Source organism: Rhizobium sp. BIGb0125 (genome assembly GCF_024810055.1).
In the GTDB taxonomy this organism is placed as follows: Bacteria; Pseudomonadota; Alphaproteobacteria; order Rhizobiales; family Rhizobiaceae; genus Agrobacterium.
This window is the reverse complement of the sequence record NZ_JANUDV010000002.1, coordinates 730,780-753,705: the sequence shown is the minus strand read 5'-3', so window position 1 is coordinate 753,705 and position 22,926 is coordinate 730,780. Positions and strand designations below refer to the sequence as shown.

Genomic DNA, 22,926 nt, shown 5'->3' with positions numbered 1-22,926 from the left:
TCCGGATGAAAATCCTTGTTGCGCGACTATTGGGCCTGCTGCTGTTTCTGGCCGTTTCGCCAGCAATGGCGAAAGAATATATCCAGTCCTATCATTCGGTTATCGATGTTTCCGCTGCCGGTGAACTCACCGTCACGGAAACCATCAAGGTCAATTCCGAAGGTATCGACATCAAGCGCGGTATCTTCCGTGACTTCCCACTCTATGCGCAGAACGCTGAGGGACGGCGTACCAAGGTTGATTTTGGTGTCGTCTCGGTCGAGCGTGACGGTGCGCCGGAAGATTGGCACACAGAGAATATCTCCCGCGGTATGCGCATTTACACCGGCAGCGCCGACCGTTTGTTGCAGGCGGGCGAGCACACCTACCAGATCACCTACACGACAGACCGGCAGATCCGTTATTTCGATGGTTATGACGAGCTTTACTGGAATGTGACCGGCAATGGCTGGCAGTTTCGGATCGAGGAGATTTCCGCAACAGTTGTTCTTCCGCCGACGGTGAAAGCCAGCGAAACGGCGGTCTTTACCGGTGCGGCAGGAGAGACGGGCACGGATGCTCAGGTCATGACCGAGGGGAACGAAGTGTTCTTCTCCAGCACGCGCGCCTTCAGCGAGGGCGAAGGCATAACCATCGCCGTCAAACTGCCCAAAGGTGCCATTGCCGCGCCGTCATCAGGGCAGGAAGGCCAATGGTATTTTCGTGACAATGCCGGTTATCTGCTGTCGCTCGTTGGACTGGTTGTCGTTGCCCTATATTACCTGCGGGCTTGGTTTGCAGTGGGTCGCGATCCTTCCAAGGGCGTGGTCGTGCCGCGCTGGGATGCGCCGGAGGGCATTTCGCCCGCACTGGTCAACTACATCGATAATAATGGCTTTTCAGGCGCAGGCTGGACAGCGCTTTCCGCCAGCGCCATCGATCTTGCGGTCAAGGGTTTTGTTGTTCTCGACGATTTGAAAAGTTCGATCGTCATTCGACGCACCGACAAAAAAGCTGATCCTGTGCTGCCAACCGGCCAAAAAAACCTGTTGCAGAACATCGGTGGACCAGGCGCTGAACTGCGCATCGACAAGGCCAATGGCAAAAGGGTTGAGCAGGTTGGCAGTCAGTTCAGGCAGGCAATAGAGAAGGAACATCGTGGCAAATATTACCATTCCAATGCGGGATATACGCTGTTTGGCGTGTTCCTGAGCATCGCCTTTGTCGCGGCGGTTCTCATTCTCGGCGATCTCGATGAAAACGTTATTGCGGCGGCTATCATCGGGATATTTTTTGCCGTGTTTTTCAGCATTGCCGCAACCATCATTGGCAAGAACTTTCGCGGCAGCGCCAGCCTTCCGAAAAAGATTGGTGGCATTGTGGTGGGTGCGATTTTTGCGTTTACCGCTATCAGCATGTTCGCCAGCATCCTGTCGGCGATGTGGTTTGATCTCAGTCACAGCGCGCAGTTTCCGATCATTCTCGCTCTGGGTGGCATCGCCTTGCTGAATGGCCTGTTTATCTTCTTGATGGGCGCTCCAACGCCATTGGGTCGCAAGATGATGGACGGTATCGAGGGATTGCGCATCTATCTCACACTGGCTGAAAAAGACCGCATGAACATGGCGGGCGCACCGCAAATGTCGCCATCGCATTTCGAGAAGCTGCTGCCCTATGCTGTCGCTCTTGGTGTGGAAAAGCCGTGGAGCAGGGCGTTTGAAACATGGCTGGTAACGGCCGCGGCCGGTGCCGCTACGGCGGCCTATGCACCGGGGTGGTATGGCGGCAATTATAGTGGCGGCTTCGGCGATCGGATCGGAGGTTTTTCCTCGTCGATGGCCTCAACCATTGCATCCACCATCCCGCAACCGGTCAGCAGTTCTTCGTCCAGTTTTTCCGGTGGCGGTGGTTCGTCAGGCGGCGGCGGTGGTGGCGGTGGTGGCGGCGGCTGGTAATTCCGCACGGCGCAAGAGTGCAAAAGGGCGGCTGTGAATGGCTGATACGTCACCATATGTTTTGGCACTCATCTGCATAGCAGTTGTCGCGCTCTATTATCTCGGTGTCAGGCTCAAGGTTGGCCCTGGCCTGCCGAAAGGTTTGATCAGACCACATTGGTCTGTTCCAGAGGACATGTCGCCCGTCCGCGCAAACTTTCTTGCGCACCACACTTTTTCGTCGGAAGGCTACACGGCCTTTTCTGCCAGTATATTCGAACTCGCGGTGAAAGGTTTTGTTGTGCTGACGGACCTGGGAACCGAGATTGTTTTCCGCCGCACCAATAAGTCAGAAGACAAACAGTTGCCGGCCAGCCAACAGGCCATTCTTTCCCACATTGCAAATCCAGGGTCAGAGTTCACCATCGACAGGTTCAATGGCTGGGCGGTTGACACGTTGGTCAAAGATTTTCGCCAGACGCTGGGAGGCGAAGATTTGGGACAATATCATGAGGATCACTCCTCATATTTTCTGTTCGGATTCATTCTCAGCATCGTGTCATTGGGTGTTTTTGTATTTTTGACCGACTTTAATTTTGAGCAGTTTAAAATACTCCTTGGCGTTTCTGTGGTTGTTCCCTTTTTCTTCATTCTTGTTCCCCTATTCATTTGGAGACTTATGGCTGAAGTCCGTGCGGGTTGTGCCGCCAAGATTTTTGTAACTGGTATCCTGGTGTTTGTTGTCTACCGGTGTAGGGATATCGCACTTAGCTTCCCGCACGACGTGTGGCAGGACACTATTGACCTTGGTTTACCTCCCATAATTTTGGCTATTGGCGGCATTTTTCTCACAAATGTGGCTTCTCTGTTCCTGATCGGCGGGCGGACACCACTTGGCCGTACGGTACTGGAGCGCTTTGAAGGTTTCAGCCTTTATCTGCAATTGTCAGAAAAGGAGCGCGCGGTGATGGCCCGTGCACCATTGATGTCTGCATCGCATTTTGAGGATATGTTGCCTTATGCCGTTGCTTTGGGTGTTGAGAAAAACTGGTGCCAGCAATTCAGAAATTGGTTGATCAGCGCAGGTGTTGCCTCATCCTATGCGCCATCATGGTATGGCGGTAGCCCCGAAAAATGTTTTGGTGACTGGATAGTCGACTTCTCCTCCGCTCTTGCGCAAAGGGTTGAAGCCGTTGTTCCTGAACCTGAGAAAAAGTGATTGGCCGGTTTTTTCGCTATAGTTTTACCGGATCATGGTGCTGGTTGCTTCTATCCGCTAGATAAACCTTACCTTGTCGGTAATTTAACCGTTTGCCGTGGTGACTTTTTTCACTGGGCTTGCTAAGTCCGCGACACTCTTTTGAAACAGATAAAGTTTTCATCCCATGCCCGATCTTCTGCTTGAACTCCGCTCCGAGGAAATCCCCGCCCGCATGCAGCGCAAGGCGGCGGGTGACCTGAAAAAGCTCGTCACCGACGCACTGGTTGAAGCTGGCCTGACCTATGATGGCGCGCGCGAATACTGGACACCACGTCGCCTGACGCTGGACATTCGTGGCCTGAACGCCCGTTCCGCCGATGTGCGGGAAGAAAAGAAGGGTCCACGCACCGACGCCAATGAAAAAGCGATCGAAGGCTTTTTGCGCGGCGCGGGTCTGAGCGATATTTCGCAGGCGCAGGTCGTTTCCGATCCGAAGAAGGGTGACTTCTATATCGCCGTGGTCAACAAGCCCGGCCGTCCGGCGGAAGACATCATTGCTGACGTTATGCCGGGTATCATTCGTGGTTTTGCCTGGCCAAAGTCCATGCGCTCCGGCCCGGCTTCCATGCCAAAAGGTTCGAGCTACGGCGGCATCGAAGGCAAAGGTTCGGAAAGCCTGCGCTGGGTGCGCCCGTTGCAGTCCATCGTTTGCCTTTTTGGGCCAGAACATGACGAGACGCAGGTCATTCCGTTTGAGATCGATGGCATCGTTGCCGGCAACGTGACCTATGGTCACCGTTTCCATGCGCCTGAAGCGATCACTGTCCGCCGTTTTGAAGACTATGTTTCCAACCTCGAAAAGGCCAAGGTCATTCTCGATGCCGAGCGCCGCAAGGATTTCATCCTACATGACGCCAAGGACATCGCATTCGCCAACGGTCTGGAACTGGTCGAGGACGAAGGCCTTCTCGAAGAAGTGTCCGGACTTGTAGAGTGGCCACAGGTGCTGATGGGAACATTTGAGGAAGATTATCTGCAGATCCCGGCAGAAATCATCCGTCTGACCATCAAGACCAACCAGAAGTGTTTCGTGACCCGCCCGCAGGGTGCGGAAGAAGGCCTGTCGAACCGCTTCATTCTGGTGTCCAACATTCAGGCAACCGATGGTGGCAAGGAAATCATGCATGGCAATGGCAAGGTCGTGCGTGCACGCCTGTCGGATGCCAAGCACTTCTGGACTCGCGACCAGGGTAACCTGCCGGACCTAGAGACGCTGAAGGCATCTGCCGAAAAGTTCAACCTCGACCTCAACAAGCCGCTTGATCAGCGCATGGCCAAGTTGGACGCGCTCAACGTAACCTTCCACGCCAAACTTGGCACGCAGGGTGAGCGCGTAACCCGCATTCGCCAACTGGCAAAACAGCTGGCACCAATCGTCGGTGCCGATGCTGCGCTGGTCGATCGCGCCGTCGTTTTGGCCAAGGCCGACCTGCGCACCGAAGCTGTTGGCGAGTTTCCAGAGCTGCAAGGCCTGATGGGCCGCAAATATGCGCTGTTACAGGGCGAAAACGAAAGCGTTGCTGCTGCCATTGAAGAACATTGGAAGCCGCAGGGCCCGACCGACCTCGTGCCACGTGACAAGGTTTCGCTGACTGTCGCGCTGGCTGACAAGCTGGACACATTGTCAGGGTTCTGGGCCATCGATGAAAAGCCAACCGGTTCAAAAGACCCGTTTGCACTGCGTCGTGCAGCACTTGGTGTCGTGCGCATCATCATGGAACGCAATGTTCGCTTGCCGCTGCTTTCCGTCATCAAGGACCCGGACCTCCTGTCGTTCTTCCATGACCGCCTGAAGGTATATCTGCGTGATCTCGGTGCCCGTTACGATCTGATTGACGCGGTTCTGACACCGGAATCGGACGATCTCTTGATGGTTGCGCGCCGCGTTGAAGCGCTGACGGCATTCATCACCGATCAAGACGGTATCAACCTTCTCGCGGGCACAAAGCGCGCCACCCAGCTTCTGGCTGCGGAAGAAAAGAAGGGCACCGTGGTTGCCGATGGCGTGGCAGACGAACTGTTGAAGCTTGATGCTGAAAAGGCGCTTTATGCTGCAATAAAAACAGCCTCTGCTGATGCCGCCAAGGCTGTTGCAGGCGAGGACTTCCGTTCTGCCATGCAGGCGCTGTCAACGCTGCGTGCGCCGGTCGATAAATTCTTCGAAGACGTTCTCGTCAACGATGAAGATGCGGCGATCCGCGCCAACCGTCTGGCATTGCTGAAGGCTATTCGTGAAGCAACCGGCACTGTTGCCGACTTCTCGAAAATCACTGGCTGATAAAGGGGCGTCTGGTGGGCGGGAAAATCCTCATCAGCGCCTGCCTTCTGGGCCATGCCGTACGGTATGACGGTAAGGGAAAGCTGCTTTCCCATCCGGCGATAGAACGCTGGAAAAATGAAGGGCGTCTTGTGTCCATCTGTCCGGAAATGGCAGGTGGAATGCCCGTTCCCCGTCCTCCTGCTGAAATAGAAAATGGTGCCTCCGGTCTCGATGTGCTTGAGGGCCGTGCCCGCGTGCTGGAAATCACCGGTGGTGATGTGACGGCCGAATTCATTCGCGGTGCGCAAAAGGCGCTGGCTTTCGCGCAGGATAGTGGCTGCGACTATGCCTTGCTGATCGATGGCAGCCCTTCCTGTGGTTCGATTGCCATTTACGATGGCTCGTTTTCCGGCCTGAAACATGCCGGCAACGGCATAACCGCCGCTCTTCTTGCAAAAGCGGGCATCTCAATTTTCTCCCACGACCAGATTGCACAACTCGTCCAACTGACCGAGTAAAAAATGATCCGGCGCTGCCATCTCCGATGTCTCGAGGAACGTTAGGCTTTGCTACGCATTCTATGCCTGAGGAGGTGGTCAATCGGGAGGAAACGAGCATGGCTAAGAATACGATCTGTCTCTGGTATGAAAGCGAGGCGGAACAAGCCGCGCGTTTTTATGCCGAACTTTTCCCGGATAGCGTGGTGGGCAAGGTCTATCGCGCGCCGAGTGATTACCCATCAGGCCACGAAGGCGATGTGTTGATGGTCGAGTTTACCGTCGCTGGCGTGCAGTGCGTTGGTCTGAATGGAGGACCGGTCTTCAAACATAATGAGGCTTTTTCATTCCAGATCGCCACAGACGATCAGGAAGAAACCGACCTTTACTGGAACGCCATTATCGGTAATGGCGGGCAGGAAAGTGAGTGCGGCTGGTGCAAGGACAAATGGGGTATCTCCTGGCAGATAACCCCACGTGTTCTGATGCAGGCGATGGCCGCTGGTGGAGCTGAAGCAAAACGTGCCTTTGATGCCATGATGACCATGAAAAAGATCGACGTGGCAAAAATTGAGGCCGCCCGTCGCGGCTGAGATATGGCCGAGGGACATGGCCCAAATAAAAACGCCGGAGACTGATCTCCGGCGTTTTGTCTTATCTGATTGTCTATCGCGACCTTAGCTTGCCCGGCGCATCTGCTCTCCCATGCCATAGAGGCTGCCGGAAGCGTTGGACGAGGCGGACACTCGGAAGGTGCGGATCAGCGTCAGCAGCTCTTCCGTATCCACGGCAAGGGCTTCAGCCGACGCCGTGGTTTCTTCCGCCATGGCGGCATTGTGCTGGGTGGCTGCGTCAAGCTGGTTCAGCGAGGACGAAATGGACCTCAGTGTCGTATCCTGCTCGGACGCCGAATGGGCAATCTTGGTGACAATCTCATTGGCCGATTTGATCTGGTCGGAAATACGCTTCAATGCATCGCCGGCCTCGCCAACAAGACGAACACCGTTTTCAACCTGACCGGACGAGCGGGCGATCTGGTCTTTGATTTCCTTGGCCGCAGCCGCAGATTTCTGAGCCAGCTCACGCACTTCCTGTGCCACGACGGCAAAGCCCTTGCCTGCTTCACCAGCGCGTGCCGCCTCAACACCGGCATTCAGCGCCAGAAGGTTGGTCTGGAAGGCGATGTCGTCAATCACGCCGATGATCTTGGAGATTTCATCCGAGGACTGCTCAATGCCGCTCATCGCGCCAATGGCCTGCTCGACAACGAGGTCGCTACGGCTTGCTTCACCGCTGATTGCGGTAACGCGCTTGGCGGCTTCATGTGCACCTTCTGCGGTCTGGCGAACGGCCACAGTCAGTTGGTCGAGGGCAGCGGAGGTTTCTTCAAGGTTTGCAGCCTGAAGCTCGGTACGCTGGGACAGTTCATTCGATGCCTTGCGGATTTCTTCCTTCGAGCCGCCAATGTCGATGCTCTTGGCGTTCACCTTGGCCATGGCAGCATCAAGATGCGTCAGGGCTTCGTTGAAGTTGCTGCGCAGATCCGCATAACGCGGGCCAAGATCACCACAACGAACGGTCAGATCGCCCTTTGCCAGCTTTTCAAGCGACTGGCCGATGATGGTGACGACATGCGCCTGCAGTTCAGCTTCGCTGCGCTGCATATCAAGGTTGTTCTGGCGCTCTGTATTTAGTTCGCGCTGCTGCTGTTCCTGGCGCTCGACCATGGCGTGGCGTTCACGAACCTTCTGCTGCAGCGATGCGGTTGCCTTGGCCATCATGCCCACTTCATTGGTCATGGTGGTGTGCGGAATGTCGATGGCGACATTTTCGTTGGCAACTTCACCCAGTGCCTTGTGAATATCGGCCAACGGCTGGGAAATGCCACGAATGACATAAAGTGCTGCACCGATACCAAGCACCAGAACGGCGATGCCAAGCGACAATGCCTTGAAGATTTCAGCGCGAACCTGTGCCTGAAGATCGTCGACATAAACGCCGGTTACCACGACCAGCTGCCAAGGTTCAAAAGCCAGCGCATAGGAGCTTTTCAGGAAGGAGCCTTCTAGGCCAGGTTTTGGACCGTAAAAGTCGGTTTGGCCACCACCAGCGCGGCCAAGCTTTACCAGCTCGTCGCGATACTGGTAACCCTTGCTGTCCGGCTGGCCCTTGTAGTTCTGGCCAACGCGTTTTGCTTCTGGGTGGAACACCATCTTCACGTCGTAGTCATAACCGAACAGATAACCATCCGGCGTGTATCGGATAGCGGAAACGACTTCAAAAGCCTGCTTCTTGGCTTCCTCGGTCGTCAAAGTGCCTGCTTGTTCCTTGGCGTGGTACTCTTTGAGAATAGAGACTGCAGACTGAACCTGCGTGCGCAGCATGTTGTACCGCTCTTCATAGATCGCATTCGCGGAAGAGCTGATCTGATAATATGTTGCACCGGCAAATGCGATCATCAGGGTGATGACCAACAATAGCAACTGTCGGGAAATCGGAAGATTTTTCATATCTACTCATCGCGCTTTTTGCGGCACCGCGTCTCATGAAGCGGTGGGGCAAGATCTAAAAAAAGGGGGAGCGCATTCTGCACTGGTCATCATGCTGCATCGCACAACCATGCATTAAAAAAATACATATTGTTGAATAAATATTTAATTGAGCAGTTGGTGTGGGGGAAATCGCTTCAAGAGACGAGTATTATGATGTCGTTATTCAGTATGATTAAGTTGATGACAAATAAAAATAAAACCAAAGCGAGCATTTTTCTGCGTCTGTCATAAATACTACATATTAATACATGGTGGCTTGTCGCTAATAATAAAACTCCCCGCAGTTGAGTTTTAAATATATGTTGCGCCAAACCCCGCTTCGGGGATGCGAAAGAAATCTGACAAAAGACAAATAGTTAACGCGATGGCTGGCAGTGCGCTGGTTCACAATCCGCTACTGGTTGCGTAAATCTGCATCGGCTGATCGCAGCTCAAAGCCCAGCTGGCAGAAAGACATGCGCATAAAAACACCCGCCTGTTGTTGCCAAGCGGGTGAAACAGGCCTCAAGGGCCGATCGCTGATCGTGTCTGTTAGTTCAAGCGCAGCGAAAAATTGCTGAAATCGGGTTTTGTCACGGTAGAAGCCGCAACAGGTGGCTGTGGTTTACTGATTGAGGTCGTTGTCGCCTCGAAATCAATGCCATCAGGTGCGTGTTCGGGGCCGTCCTTCGTGGCAGCCAGCGTTGTGCCGCTATCTTCCGCTGGCATCCAGGTCTTGGCTGTGCTCACGTAGACAACGGGCGAACCGCCCAGCCATGCTTCGGTGCGGAACATTTCCTTTGTGCCGTTCACATCACGGATTTCGGTTTTCTGAACGCCGGATTGCAGCGATGGCGCAACATACTGGCTAGCCGTCACCTTCTCCTTCAGGGGAGGGCAAGACCCGCAACGCAGGTTGATAATGCTCTTGTTGTCTGTGCGGTCATGGTCAATGACCTCGATCGAGGAAGCCATAGCGGCATGGCTTGTCAGTGCAAACAATGCAACCGAAACAAAATAACGCATGGGCCAATACTCCTTCATTCGAAGAAGTATAGTAACCGGACTTCCTTTCCGTCCGGTCAGTAAAATTGGTAAATATTGAACGAATAACCTGTCAGGGCGACAGCTTATCAGCCCTGTTCGCGGGCAATCGCCAACCAGCCAATATCCTTGCGGCAGAAGCCATTGTCCCATTCGACCTTGGAAAGCAGGTCATAGGCACGACGCTGCGCTTCGCTCGCCGTTTTGCCGGTTGCCGTGACGTTCAGCACGCGACCGCCGGTGGCAACCAACTGGCCGTCCTTAAGCGCTGTGCCGGCATGAAACACCTTTGCGCCTTCGTCAGCCTGGGGAATGGCGACGATGGGTGTGTTCTTTTCATAGGCTGCCGGATAACCCTTTGATGCCAGAACGACTGTTAGTGCGGTGTCGTCGATCCACTCTGCTGTCACCTTGTCCAGCGTGCCGGTGGCCGTGGCGTAGAGAATAGGCAGCAGATCGCTCTTCAGGCGCATCATCAGGACCTGGCATTCGGGATCGCCGAAACGCACATTATATTCGATCAGTTCGGGGCCTTTTTTTGTGATCATCAGCCCGGCGAAAAACACACCGCTGAACGGATGGCCGTCCTTGGCCATGCCGTGAATGGTCGGCTCGATGATTTCCTTCATGGTGCGGTCAACCATGTCAGCTGTCATGACCGGAGCAGGGGAATAGGCACCCATGCCGCCGGTGTTCGGGCCGGTGTCACCATCGCCAACGCGCTTGTGGTCCTGTGCTGTTGCCAGCGCCAGCGCCGTCTTGCCATCCGAAAGGCAGAAGAAACTTGCTTCTTCACCATCCAGAAATGCTTCAACAACCACTTCTGCGCCGGCAGCACCGAAGGCGCCATCAAAACAATCGTCAATGGCGGAAAGCGCCTCGGCTTCGGTCATCGCCACCGTCACGCCCTTGCCAGCGGCAAGTCCGTCGGCCTTGATGACGATGGGTGCACCCTGTTCGCGCACATAGGCCTTGGCCGGTTCTGCTTCCTTGAAACGCTGGTAGGCGCCGGTTGGAATATCGTAACGGGCGCAGAGGTCCTTGGTGAAGCCCTTGGAGCCTTCGAGTTGGGCCGCCGCCTTGGAGGGGCCGAAAGTGGCAATACCTGCATCACGCAGATCATCCGCCAAACCTGCAACAAGCGGAGCCTCAGGGCCAACGATGACAAAGTCAATCGCCTTTTCCTTGGCGAACGCAATGACCGCAGCGTGGTCTTCAACGTTGAGAGACACCAGCGTCGCATGGTCCGCAATGCCTGGATTGCCGGGTGCCGCATAGAGTGTGGCCAGCAGGGGGGACTGGGCGATTTTCCACGCCAAGGCATGTTCGCGTCCGCCAGAACCGATCAACAGAACTTTCATGGTCTCACCCCTGTAATCTCGTTTCTGCGGCGTTAAGGGCAGGGGGGAGAAAGGTCAAGGAGAAAGCTGTCCTTCCGGCCTGTTTGTTCCCGCATATCCGCCTTCTGTGGCCTTTAACACCAACTGTTCACAGTGCTTTATCGGCTTTTCTGTGGGTTTGTTCACACTTCGTGTTGTCATGCCACAATCAGCCTCTATGTTCGGCCAGATTTTAAACAGACCAGAGAAGCACATGTCCGCAGATAATGCCCGCCTCGCGCCAGTCATCGCATCTGAGATCAATGCCCGACCCGATCAGGTCAAGGCTGCCATACAGCTGCTCGATGAAGGCGCGACGGTTCCGTTCATCGCACGTTACCGTAAGGAAGTGACGGGTGGTCTGGACGACACCCAGCTTCGCACACTGGCCGAGCGGTTGTCGTACCTGCGTGAACTGAATGCGCGTCGTGCCTCGATCGTCGAATCCATCACCGGTCAGGGAAAAATGACCGACGATTTGATGGTCAAGATCGTATCGGCAGTCACCAAGGCAGAACTGGAAGACCTTTACTTGCCTTACAAACCAAAGCGCCGTACCCGTGCGGAAATCGCCCGTGAGCGTGGCCTTGGACCGCTGGCAGAAGCCATCTGGGACAATCGCAGTGCCGACCCAGCCAAACTGGCTGAGACGTATGTTCAGGGTGAAGTGGCCGATGTAAAGGCGGCCCTTGAAGGTGCGCGTGATATTGTCGCCGAAACCATGACCGAAAATGCCGAACTGCTTGGCCGCCTGCGTGACTACATGCGCCAAAACGCAACGTTCCGTGCCAAGGTTGTCGAAGGCAAGGAAGCAGCGGGCGAAAAGTTCTCTGACTATTTCGCCCATTCCGAACGCTGGGCCACAGTTCCGGGTCACCGTGCGCTAGCCATGCTGCGCGGCTGGAACGAAGAAATTCTGACACTGACAATCGACGTGGATGTAGATGATCCATCGCCGGTCAAACCGTGCCAGAGAACCATTGCCAGTGCATTTGATATCCGTTCCGGCGGAGCAGGCGATGCCTGGTTGATGGAGGTTGCTGGCTGGACATGGCGCGTCAAACTTTCCATGTCGCTGTCGCTCGACCTGATGCGAGAAGTCCGCGAACGGGCGGAAGAAGAGGCGATCCACGTGTTCGCCAGAAATCTGAAAGACCTTCTGCTGGCGGCACCTGCCGGTTCGCGCGCCACCATGGGTCTTGATCCGGGCATCCGTACCGGCGTCAAGGTGGCGATTGTCGATGGTACTGGCAAACTGCTCGATACCTCGACCGTTTATCCATTCCCGCCCAGAAACGACATTCGTGGCACGCAGGCGGAGCTGGCCGGCCTCATTCGCAAACATGGCGTTGAACTGATTGCGATTGGTAACGGTACCGGCAGTCGCGAAACCGAAAAACTGGTGGCTGACATGCTGACCCAGCTGACCGGTCCGAAACCCACCAAGGTTATCGTGTCGGAAGCTGGCGCTTCGGTCTATTCGGCCTCTGAGCGCGCCGCTGCCGAATTCCCCAATCTCGATGTTTCAATCCGTGGCGCGGTGTCGATTGCTCGCCGCTTGCAGGATCCGTTGGCCGAACTCGTCAAGATCGAACCCAAATCAATTGGCGTTGGCCAGTATCAGCACGATGTTGATCAGGGCAAGCTGTCGCGTTCGCTGGACGCGGTCGTGGAAGATGCGGTGAATGCGGTTGGTGTTGATCTCAACACCGCCTCGGCACCACTTCTGGCACGTGTTTCCGGCCTCGGCGCATCGATTGCCGACGCTATTGTGCTGCATCGTGACCAGACCGGTCCATTTGCCAGCCGCAAGGACTTGCTGAAAGTGCCGCGCCTTGGCCAGCGCACCTTTGAGCAGTGCGCCGGCTTCCTGCGTATTCCAAACGGCAAGGAGCCGCTGGATGCATCCTCGGTGCACCCGGAAGCCTATGGCGTTGCCAAGAAGATTGTTGCCGCTTGCGGCCGTGATTTACGCACTCTTATGGGCGACAGTGCCACCCTGAAATCGCTTGATCCGAAAAAGTTCATTGATGAGCAATTTGGTCTGCCGACGGTCAAGGACATTATTGCAGAACTTGAAAAACCCGGTCGCGACCCGCGCCCAAGTTTCAAGACAGCAACCTTTGCAGAGGGCGTCGATGAAATCACCGACCTGAAGCCCGGCATGTTGCTGGAAGGCACGGTTACCAACGTAGCGGCCTTCGGCGCCTTCGTGGATATCGGTGTGCACCAGGACGGTCTTGTTCACGTGTCGCAACTCGCAGACCGTTTCATCAAGGATCCGCATGAAGTCGTCAAAGCCGGCGACGTGGTAAAGGTAAAGGTGGTTGAGGTTGACGTTAAGCGTAAGCGCATCGGCCTGACCATGCGCAAGGATGGTGGCGAAGCGGCACCTCAGTCGATGCGGGAAAAGGGCAATGCCAGCGCCATGAAGCACGCCAGCGCCAAACCGCAGGGTCGTGGCAATGATGCGGGCCAATCCGGTGGTGCTTTGGCTGCCGCACTCGCAGAGGCGATGAAACGCCGCTAACCTTATCTGCGATAAATTGAAGAACAAACAACGCCGCCCCGTGTGACTTACGGGGCGGCGTTTTGCGTCTGAAATGCATCAATTTTTTTGAAAACTGCCTGTCTTGAAACTTTGGCCGAAAGGAATACGGTTACAAAACTTGATAAGTGAGACTTAGCTTATTCGGGAGGTGAAATGGCCTCGTCTCTGCATGCATTGCTTGAGAAAATAGTCAGAACCGGCGACCTCGTCGTTACCGGTCCAAATGGACTTCACATTTACGGCGACGGTACAGGAAAACGGGTCGCGATCAGTTTTACCGATGATGAAGCGTCGGACGAGATTGCCAGAGACCCGACATTGAAACTCGCCGAAATCTATATGGAACGCCGTATGAATGTCGACGAGGGCGACATTTATGATTTTCTGGCGTTGATCAAGGCGAATACACTGAGCGAGGCGCTGACCTTCGGCATGATTTGGCGCGGTTTCGCGCGCATTATCGCCTCGCGCATAAAGATGCACCTGCCAGTCAATCACAACAAAAGCAACGTTTCACACCACTATGATTTGAGCGCCAAGCTGTTCGATCTGTTTCTGGACGAGGACTGGCAATATTCCTGCGCCTATTTCAATCCGCCCGGAATAACGCTGGATGAGGCACAGGCTGCCAAAAAACGACATATTGCCGCAAAACTGTTGCTGGCCGAGGACCAGAGCGTCCTGGAAATAGGCTCCGGTTGGGGCGGCATGGCGATGTATCTGAGCGAAAGTTCCGGTGTTGATGTAACTGGCATCACCTTAAGCGAAGAACAGCTAAGGGTATCGCGGGGTCGTGCGTCAAAACGCAACCTGTCGGAAAAGGTGCGGTTTGAACTGCAGGACTATAAATATCTGCCGTCCAAAAAATACGACCGCATCGTGTCGGTTGGCATGTTCGAACATGTTGGGCCAACTCATTATCGGGAGTATTTCAACAAGGCGGCAGAAGTGCTGGATGACTACGGCGTGATGGTGCTGCATTCCATCGGTCAACCCTATCCGGCACTGGCCACCAACCCGTTCATCGAGAAGTATATTTTCCCCGGCGGTTATATTCCGTCACTGGCGGAAGTATTGCCTGCGGTGGAAAAAGCCGGCTTGTTGGTGCGCGATATCGAAATACTGCCGATGCATTATGCCCATACGCTGAGGCACTGGCGGCAACGTTTCGTCGCTCGAAAGGACGAAGCCGTGGCGCTTTATGACGAGCGCTTTTTCCGGATGTGGGAGTTCTATCTGGCCGGCTCAGAAATGGCCTTCACTCACGAGAATTTTCATATCTTCCAGCTGCAACTGGCAAAACGCGGTGATGTTGTTCCCGACAACCGCAATTACATTCAGTTGGCAGAACAGCGACTGGCAGAGTTTGAGAAGACCCGCCTGCCGATGGAGAAGGTCGAGTTCTGACACACAATCTCGAATAGGATTTGACACGCCGGCAGCTACCCTGCGTAGTTAACAGATTGGCAAGGGAATATGCTTAATTTGAAATGAGAGTATCTGTTTCTCCTTTCTGTTTTGCGTATCCGGAGTTCATACATGTCTTTTTCAAAGCTGGCTTTTTCCGCCTGCCTTATTCCCCTTTGTCTTGCGGGCACTGCACAGGCCGAAAGCTGGTTCTCCGGTGACTGGTACCTGAAAGTTGGTGCGGTCGGTTTTTCCGCGCCGAAGTATCAGGGCGACAACAAGAATGAGTTTGGCGCTGCGCCAATCATTTCGCTGGGCAAAGTTGGCCCATCCGCAAAGTTTTCGTCGCGCAATGATAGTGCGTCGTTTGGTCTTCTCGATCAGGGAACGTTTCGCGCCGGTGTCGCTGCGAAGCTGATCATGCCGCGTGATGAGGGTGATTCTTCTGACCTTCGTGGCATGCAGAAAATCAAGCTCGGCGGTGAACTCGGTGGCTTTGCTGAAGTCTACCCAACAGACTGGGTGCGTGTTCGCGGTGAAGTGCGCCAGGGCATACGCAGCCATAGCGGTGTCGTTGCCGATCTGTCAGCGGACGTTTTCACCGACATCACGCCCGGTCTGCAGATCTCGGCCGGTCCACGCGCGACATGGGTCAGCAACAAATATAACGACAAATATTACGGTGTAAGTTCTGCGGCTGCGGCGTCCGGTGGTCCTTCGGCCTACAATCCCGATGGCGGTCTGCATTCTGCCGGTGTTGGTGCCGCCATCACCTGGAAGGCAACCGACAATATCGAGCTGACATCCTTTGCCGAATACAAGCGCCTAATGGGCGACGCTGGCAAAAGTACGCTGGTCAGTGAACGTGGTTCGAAGAACCAGTTTGTTGTCGGTATCGGCGCCAGCTACAAATTCGGGTTCAGCGTTCCCTAATCATCCTTGCTTTGCAAAAAGCGCGGGTTTAGAGCCTTTCCTGTCTCATGGTAGCAGGAAAGGCTTGGAAACCCCGGTATGGTTCACAATAGCGATATGACCGGCCGCGTTTCAGACGCGCCATCCGACAACTGGGTTTACCGACTGCTGCCACGCTGGGTCTGGCCGTATGCGCAGCTCGCCCGCTGGGACCGCCCGATTGGTTGGCAGCTTCTGATGTGGCCGTGTTTCTGGTCGGCCGCCCTGGCGGCAAATGTCGCCATGGACGCCGGAACATTTTCATGGGGCCTGCTGGCCTTCCATCTTGTGCTGTTTTTTATCGGTTCGGTCGCCATGCGTGGTGCAGGCTGCACCTATAATGATTTGGTCGATCACCAGATCGACATGGCCGTTGCCCGTACACGCTCCCGCCCATTGCCATCAGGGCGGGTTACACGCAAACAGGCGAAGATTTTTATTGTGCTGCAATCTCTGGCCGGTCTCGTGGTGCTGTTGCAGTTTAATACCTTCTCTTGGGCGCTTGGCATTTTTTCGCTAATCTTTGTCGTCATTTATCCCTTCGCCAAAAGATTTACCGACTGGCCGCAGTTCTTCCTCGGTCTTGCCTTCTGCTGGGGTGCGCTGATGGGGTGGTCGGGGCAGTTCGGCACTCTGGCACCGGCAGCATTCCTGCTCTACGGCGCGTCAATTGCCTGGACGATTGGATATGACACGATTTACGCCCATCAGGACAAGGAAGACGATGAATTGGTTGGCGTACGCTCAACCGCCCGCCTGTTCGGTGATAACACACGCATGTGGCTTATTGGCCTTTACGGTTTGGCGCTTGTATTAATGGTGATGTCTTTCGCCTCTGCCGGTGTCGGCTTGTTGGCCTATTCTGGTGTTGCTGCCGCGGCAGGCATGTTTATTCGCCAGATCATCGTGCTGGATATCAATGATGGCGACCAGTGCCTTGCACTGTTCAAGTCCAACACGCGGGTCGGCGCGCTGGTGTTTGCCGGTCTGTTATTGCCGCTTGCCGTCAATCTGCTTCAATAAAGAAAACCCGGCAGGAATGACTTCCGTGCCGGGTTCTTTTTGATCTGGAGATCACGTTTAAAGTCAGTTGCGTGCGATAATTTCTTTGCCTTCGATCTTCATCGCGACGCCAAGCTTGCCGGTGGATCGGCGAACAAGGAAACGTGGACGACGATTTGCGAAGTAGGAATGGCGACGGCGCGGACGAAGGTCCTGCGGGCGTGGGCCGCCAATATGGTCTTCCAACGGACGGGCAACGCCATCTGCTTCAACCATCAGCATCGGAATGCGATAGGTTTCAGACCAGTTGCGCCAGTCGGCAGCAATGTCACAGAGATCATGGGCTACCAGCAGTGGAATGCACAGGGCAGGGTCCTCGTGGTGCAGTTCCAGCGTTACGGTAACCTGACCGTCACCATGGTCGATGGCGCGGGCTGCAACACCCTTGAAAGCGCGTGCTGGCAGGGCAAAGGAAAGCGGCAGGCCGCTTGAATTGAGTGTTTTCTTGAGTACGGCACCGCGTTCATCAAGTGTAATGACAACGTCGGAACATCCGTCGCGGACTCCATAAGTGACCTGTTGCGGAAACCGCGCTGGATCGAGTCTGAGTGTCGCTGCGGCCCATTCGGGCTTCAAAACCGTATTTGTCATATTCATGCAACCCTTGTTTTACCTGAGAGCCTTTTGGGCATCTCCCGGGACTTTTCGTCCTCTGATGATGTGAACATAGCGCCTGCTCATTCTGGACCGCTTAAAAAACGAGGTTAAAAAACTTTGCATTCCCAGATGGTTAGCAAAGTGCCCAATGATCAGGGTTGCGGAAGTGTGAACGGAGACAGTGCAATTTTCTCCAATTGGCCACGGCAAAGGTCTCATGGTTCAAGCTCCGGGCAAGGCTACGCGGGCATTTTGCCAATCTCGGAGTTCTGTGCGATTTTATCGGACGGAATTGCTTGGTTTTGTTTTGCGGTGGAATTTACGCGAAGGAATACGCGCAATGGTGTCGACTTATCTCAGCTACGATTTGATAAACCGGGACATGAAAACCAGTTTGTCACGCGTTGCCCAGCAAAGCATGACCGCCCGGCAAACCGAGTATTACAAGGAGAACATCGGCAAGGTGAAAACCGTCGATGAGTTTCTGGATAATTACCAGCTCTATACGTATGCCATGGAAGCCTTCGGTCTGTCCGACATGAGCTATGCCAAGGCGTTCATGAAGAAGGTGCTTGAGAGCGACCTGAATGATTCAAACAGCTTTGCCAACAAGCTGACTGACACCCGCTATCGCCAGTTTGCCGAGGCGTTCAATTTCAGTACACCGACCAGCACCTTGCAGTCGGATTCGCAGCTGGAAGCGATGATCGGCCTCTACAACACCAATGTTGCGGATGCGGACTCGGCGATTACCGAAGAAAATCGCTATTACAATGTGATGATCAAGACGATTGATAACGTCGACAAGCTTATGCAGAACGAGCGCCTTCGCTCCTATACGCTCAGTGTCTTCGGAATTGATCAGCAGTATTTCTCCTATGCCAACATCAGGGGATTGCTGACCAGTGATACAGATGATCCCAACAGCTATTTCAACATTACCTACGGCGCTAAATACGGTGCCAATGCCGCGCGTCTGGCCGAGATTAACACCACGCTGACCGAAATCACCGGGCGTGCCACGGCCATTACCAAGGTCAGTGATCTCAATAGCGCGATTACCAAGGGCGATGCCCTTCAGGTGCAGATTGATGCGGCGCAGGAGGAACTGGACAATGGCGGTGACGAGGAAACACTGACTGCCAAGATCGAAGATCTGAAAACCCAGCTTGCCAGCGTTTGGAGCAAGGTCAGCGTGACCGACCGTGATGCGGCGCAGGCTGCAATCACCACCAATCAGGCGCTGATTGACGATTATAACACCCGTCTTCCAGCCGTTGGCACCGAGACAACGGCTTTAACCACGAAGTTGAATACCGAAAAGACCACGCTGACGAAGACCAACTCTGATCTGGATGTCTTCCGGGCCCTTGCCGATGCGTTTGATTTCAATGCCGATGGCACCGTAACCCCGGGCAGTGCCCAGACGGAAGAAAACCGTCTGGTTATGAACAACGCTTATATCCTGACCAACCCTCGCTCGACCATCGCCAAGGCCGAACTGGAGCGGGATTACTTTCTGAGCAAGATCAACGCGATCACCTCGGTTGAACAGATTGCTGGCGGTGGTGGTGTAACCGGTGACGCACGCCTTCTGGCCTATATCCAGACTGCATTTAACCTGACTGACGCAACGATCATGCCGGCAACGATCAAGAACATTCTGACGGCCGACCTGAGCGACCCGAACAACTACATCGCGACAGTCGGCAAAAACGACGAGCGCTATATTGCGTTGAGAAACGCATTCAACTTCCAGTCTGATGGCACGCTTGCCGATGGCACTCTGCCGCAGACGTCCGAACAGAGCCGTATTACCAATATGGGCTATATGAGCTACCATAACGACAAGGATGAAGCCGCCGACGAAAAGGCGCTTGCGTCGTTCAAGACCCAGATTGCCACGGTCACGTCGCTGTCGACCTTCATGACCAACACCAGCGTTTACAGCTATGCCCTTAAGGCTGTGGGCCTGGACCCGAACACGGAAAGCGAACGCACCATTAAAGAGGTGCTAAAAAGCGACCTTCAGGACCCGAAAAGCTTTGTCTACACCCTGAAGGACGAGCGCTACGTCAAGCTGGCGGAGCTTTTCAACTTCAAGTCGGATGGCACAATCGGCGCGCCGGTTCTCGCGCAGTCGGAGCTTGACGTGCAAACCGTGGCTGCCGCCTATATCAATGGCCGCTCGGCATTCGGCACCGAAGACGAAAAGACCCTGGCGAAAAAAGAGTCCGAATATTACACGGAAGAAATTCAGAAGATCAAATCTCTCAAGGACCTGCTGGGCAATGCCAGACTGCTGGCCTTTGCCATGGAAGCTTTCGACATTGATCCGGCCAGCGTCACGACCGAACAACTCTACAAGATCTTCACGTCCGATCTGGACGATCCGAAAAGCTACATTAATACGGAAGCCGACACCTCTTTCCGCAGGCTGGTAACCTCCTTCAATTTCGACACCCAAGGTAACCTGATGCGCGAGGACCGCGCCTCCATTCAAAACCGCAGCGGTCTTTATGAGACGCTCGACAACTATCTGCAGCAGACCTTGGAAACCCAGGCGGGTGAAGACAATGCCGGTGTTCGTCTTGCGCTGTATTTCCAGCGTATGGCCAAGGATACGACGTCCTACTACACAATTCTTGGCGATACAGCGCTTCAGAAGTTCATTACGACGACCTTCGAAATTCCTGACGAAATGGCCAATGCGGAAGTCGACACGCAGGTGACGATGATGAAGAAATACTTCGACATCGAGGACTTTCAGGACGAAGAAAAGGTCAAGAAGCTGATCTCACGCTTCACCGTCATGTATGATATGGTCAATGGAAGCTACAATCCGACTCTGGCCATGTTCAGTGGGTCTACAACCATCAGCGTCGACACGTTGATGGCGGTAGCAACGCTCAGTTCGTCGCGGTAATCGCAATAGGCGGTGCCTGTTATGGCGTCGCTATGACCTTGCCGGGGTTCATGATGCCGGCAGGGTCAAAAGCGGACTTGATGCGCCGCATGAGATCAATCTCGATACCATCCCTGATATGGGCAAGTTCATCGCGCTTCAGCTGACCAATGCCGTGTTCAGCCGAGATTGACCCGCCACAAGACAATACCAACTGATGCACGATGGCATTGACCTCGCGCCAGCGCCCAATGAACTCTGCTTTGTCTGCTCCAATCGGCTGGGAAATATTATAATGGATGTTGCCATCACCCATGTGGCCGAAGGCGCAGATACGGGCATCCGGAATGACCTGCAAAACAGCCGTTTCTGCCGCTGCCATAAATTCCGGGATGCTGGAAACCGGCACTGACACGTCGTGCTTGATCGAACCGCCTTCAGGGCGCTGCGCTTCCGACATGCTTTCACGCATATGCCAGATTGCCTGACGTTGTGCGTCTGATGTCGCAATGACGGCATCCTCAACGATACCGTTTTCCAGGCCCTGCTCCAGCAGGACCTGCATCATCGCGTCGGCTGCATCGCTGGAGTCGGATGTCGAGATATCGATCAGCACATACCAGGCATGTGGCCGTGCCAGCGGATCCCTGACGCCGGGAATGTGTTTGGTGGTGAACTCAACACCGAGGCGCGGCATCAATTCAAAGCCGGTCAGGGCAGACCCGCACAGGCTGGTTGCTTTTTCAAACAGCGTCAAGGCGGCATCAGGGCTCGCCAGGCCGACAAAAGCAACCTGATGGCCGAGCGGCTTAGGAAACAGTTTCAAAACGGCGGCGGTAATGACACCGAGTGTGCCTTCCGAGCCGATGAACAGATCCCGCAGATCATAACCCGTATTGTCTTTTTTCAGCTTGCGAAGACCGTTCCAGATTTCGCCTGTCGGTAAAACCACCTCAAGGCCCAGGCAAAGCTGGCGCATATTGCCGTAGGCCAGAACGGCAGTGCCCCCGGCATTGGTGGCAAGGTTACCGCCGATGCGGCAGGACCCCTGCGATGCCAGCGTCAACGGAAACATGCGGTTTACACTGTCGGCCGCCGTATGAATGTCTTCAAGGATGCAGCCGGCGTCGGCAACGATGACATTGGCCACGGCATCAATTTCGCGAACCTTGTTCATGCGTTCCAGTGACAGAATGATATCGCTGGCTCCGGCCCGTGGAGTCTGACCGCCAACAAGGCCAGTATTGCCGGTTTGTGGAACGATGGCCGTGCCGGTTTTGCTCGCCAGCTTCATTATCTCGGCAACTTCTTTTGTCGAAGCAGGTTTCAGCAGCAAGGGCGATGTACCATGGTAAAGACCACGGTTTTCGACAAGGCGAGGCGCTAGTTCGGCCTGATCGCGAACGGCGTGGCTTGCACCGACAATGGCCGTGAACTGTGCAATGAGATCGTCTGAAAGAGCGGCAACAGTCATCTTTCACCTTTATCGTGGAGATTGCTGGATCTTATGAACGGGGTGCGGCGGCTCGTGCCAGTCGATCATTGATCGCTTCACCGAGACCATGCTGCGGAATGGCGGTAACCGCAATGCTGGCAGCACCGCTGGCATCCGCCAGTTTGAGATATCCGAAAAGATTTGTGGCGGCCTCGGCCAGATCGCCGGAAAGGCTGAGATTGAGAATGGTCTTTGCCTTGTCCTGTCCCGGCAACGGCGCGATGTCACCGAAGGAGATAAGGGCTTCGCCTGCGTCAACCGATGTGGCTTGCAGACGCACGGAAGCGCCTGGTGCGTAATGGGAGGCCAGCATGCCCGGTGCTTCAATGGCTGGTGATGCCGTTCTGGACCGCAACAATTTTTTGCCTGCAACCCGTTCAATGTCCTGTGAGGCAAGACCGCCCGGCCGCAACAATCGCAAACTGCCGTCTTCTTCAACTTTGACGATGGTGGATTCGACGCCAACTCCGGCGGAACCTGCATCCAGAACCAGCTTGATCTTCTCGCCCAGATCATCTTCGACATGCGACGCACTTGTGGGGCTGATCTTGCCGGAGCTGTTGGCGCTTGGTGCAGCAAGCGGTCGATCAAATGTCTTGATCAGCTCGCCGGCAAAACCCTGCGGCACACGGATACCGACCGTATCGAGTCCGGCAGTGGCCAGCGGATGAATGCCGCTGTTGTCTTTTAACGGCAAAACGATGGTTAGCGGGCCTGGCCAGAATGCCTTCGCCAGCGCAAGAGACAGGTCATCGAACCTTGCGTAGCGCTGCGCCATCTCAAGATCAGACATATGGCAGATCAGTGGATTGAAACGTGGGCGGCCCTTGGTCTCGTAAATGTGGGTAATCGCGGCGGGATTGGTCGCATCGGCAGCGAGGCCGTAAACAGTTTCCGTTGGAATTGCCACGGGATAACCGTCACCAAGAATTGCGGAGGCAACCTCAAGGGCTTCCTGGGGATGTGTATGGATATTGATATGCCGAGCCATCTAATGCACCGTTCCTGTGGTGTGGTGCATAGCGCATTTTAGGTCCGCCTGTGAAGCGCACATTATCAGTGCGCATCGGGCA

Annotated in this window: 16 protein-coding genes; 10 read left to right on the top strand and 6 right to left on the bottom strand. The window is 54.8% G+C overall.

The window, feature by feature from the left end:
- Positions 1-5: 5 nt before the first annotated feature.
- The 5 genes from M2418_RS07615 to M2418_RS07595 all read left to right on the top strand — a co-directional run bounded on the left by M2418_RS07615 (position 6) and on the right by M2418_RS07595 (position 6,524).
- On the top strand, positions 6-1,934 hold the full coding sequence (locus tag M2418_RS07615; protein ID WP_259145767.1) for a DUF2207 domain-containing protein: 1,929 nt from the start codon (positions 6-8) through the stop codon (positions 1,932-1,934).
- A gap of 37 nt (positions 1,935-1,971) precedes the next feature.
- Positions 1,972-3,132: a DUF2207 family protein gene (locus M2418_RS07610; protein WP_250983209.1), complete on the top strand. Its 1,161-nt coding sequence runs from the start codon at positions 1,972-1,974 to the stop codon at positions 3,130-3,132.
- A gap of 166 nt (positions 3,133-3,298) precedes the next feature.
- Complete coding sequence (gene glyS, locus M2418_RS07605; RefSeq protein ID WP_259145765.1) at positions 3,299-5,452, top strand: glycine--tRNA ligase subunit beta; 2,154 nt, start codon at positions 3,299-3,301, stop codon at positions 5,450-5,452.
- A 14-nt stretch (positions 5,453-5,466) separates the two neighbouring features.
- The gene (locus M2418_RS07600; protein WP_259145763.1) at positions 5,467-5,952 is read left to right on the top strand and encodes a DUF523 domain-containing protein; all 486 of its coding nucleotides are present in this window, start codon (positions 5,467-5,469) and stop codon (positions 5,950-5,952) included.
- Positions 5,953-6,050: 98 nt separating this feature from the next.
- Positions 6,051-6,524 (top strand): VOC family protein, encoded by a 474-nt coding sequence (locus M2418_RS07595; protein WP_250983207.1) that lies wholly within the window; start codon positions 6,051-6,053, stop codon positions 6,522-6,524.
- 84 nt (positions 6,525-6,608) lie between these two features.
- Here the strand turns inward: M2418_RS07595 and M2418_RS07590 are convergent, their stop codons facing one another.
- The 3 genes from M2418_RS07590 to purD all read right to left on the bottom strand — a co-directional run bounded on the left by M2418_RS07590 (position 6,609) and on the right by purD (position 10,867).
- Complete coding sequence (locus tag M2418_RS07590; protein WP_250983206.1) at positions 6,609-8,441, bottom strand: methyl-accepting chemotaxis protein; 1,833 nt, start codon at positions 8,439-8,441, stop codon at positions 6,609-6,611.
- Between the two features lie 573 nt (positions 8,442-9,014).
- Positions 9,015-9,488, bottom strand: a complete 474-nt coding sequence (locus tag M2418_RS07585) for a plant virulence effector HPE1-like domain-containing protein (RefSeq protein WP_250983205.1) — start codon at positions 9,486-9,488, stop codon at positions 9,015-9,017.
- A 107-nt stretch (positions 9,489-9,595) separates the two neighbouring features.
- Entirely contained in the window at positions 9,596-10,867 is a 1,272-nt protein-coding gene (gene purD, locus M2418_RS07580) for a phosphoribosylamine--glycine ligase (RefSeq protein WP_259145761.1), read from the bottom strand.
- 232 nt (positions 10,868-11,099) lie between these two features.
- Here purD and M2418_RS07575 point away from each other — a divergent pair, with 232 nt between their 5' ends.
- From M2418_RS07575 to ubiA, 4 genes are all read left to right on the top strand, one after another.
- On the top strand, positions 11,100-13,415 hold the full coding sequence (locus tag M2418_RS07575) for a Tex family protein (protein ID WP_259145759.1): 2,316 nt from the start codon (positions 11,100-11,102) through the stop codon (positions 13,413-13,415).
- Positions 13,416-13,589: 174 nt separating this feature from the next.
- Entirely contained in the window at positions 13,590-14,843 is a 1,254-nt protein-coding gene (locus M2418_RS07570; protein WP_259145757.1) for a cyclopropane-fatty-acyl-phospholipid synthase family protein, read from the top strand.
- Between the two features lie 132 nt (positions 14,844-14,975).
- Positions 14,976-15,776 carry a MipA/OmpV family protein gene (locus tag M2418_RS07565; RefSeq protein WP_250983201.1) on the top strand — a complete coding sequence of 267 codons (801 nt, stop codon included), beginning with the start codon at positions 14,976-14,978 and terminating at the stop codon, positions 15,774-15,776.
- 78 nt (positions 15,777-15,854) lie between these two features.
- The gene (gene ubiA / locus M2418_RS07560; RefSeq protein WP_250983200.1) at positions 15,855-16,817 is read left to right on the top strand and encodes a 4-hydroxybenzoate octaprenyltransferase; all 963 of its coding nucleotides are present in this window, start codon (positions 15,855-15,857) and stop codon (positions 16,815-16,817) included.
- Between the two features lie 63 nt (positions 16,818-16,880).
- Here the strand turns inward: ubiA and M2418_RS07555 are convergent, their stop codons facing one another.
- Positions 16,881-17,447 (bottom strand): DUF6101 family protein, encoded by a 567-nt coding sequence (locus M2418_RS07555; protein ID WP_192487849.1) that lies wholly within the window; start codon positions 17,445-17,447, stop codon positions 16,881-16,883.
- Between the two features lie 346 nt (positions 17,448-17,793).
- Here M2418_RS07555 and M2418_RS07550 point away from each other — a divergent pair, with 346 nt between their 5' ends.
- A complete protein-coding gene (locus tag M2418_RS07550; RefSeq protein WP_259145755.1) occupies positions 17,794-20,379 on the top strand; it encodes a DUF1217 domain-containing protein in 2,586 nt (861 codons plus the stop codon).
- Positions 20,380-20,398: 19 nt separating this feature from the next.
- Here the strand turns inward: M2418_RS07550 and M2418_RS07545 are convergent, their stop codons facing one another.
- On the bottom strand, positions 20,399-21,832 hold the full coding sequence (locus M2418_RS07545; protein WP_259145754.1) for an FAD-binding oxidoreductase: 1,434 nt from the start codon (positions 21,830-21,832) through the stop codon (positions 20,399-20,401).
- A 31-nt stretch (positions 21,833-21,863) separates the two neighbouring features.
- Positions 21,864-22,844, bottom strand: coding sequence for an L-threonylcarbamoyladenylate synthase (locus M2418_RS07540; protein WP_259145752.1), 981 nt, complete (start codon positions 22,842-22,844; stop codon positions 21,864-21,866).
- Between the last annotated feature and the right edge of the window lie 82 nt (positions 22,845-22,926).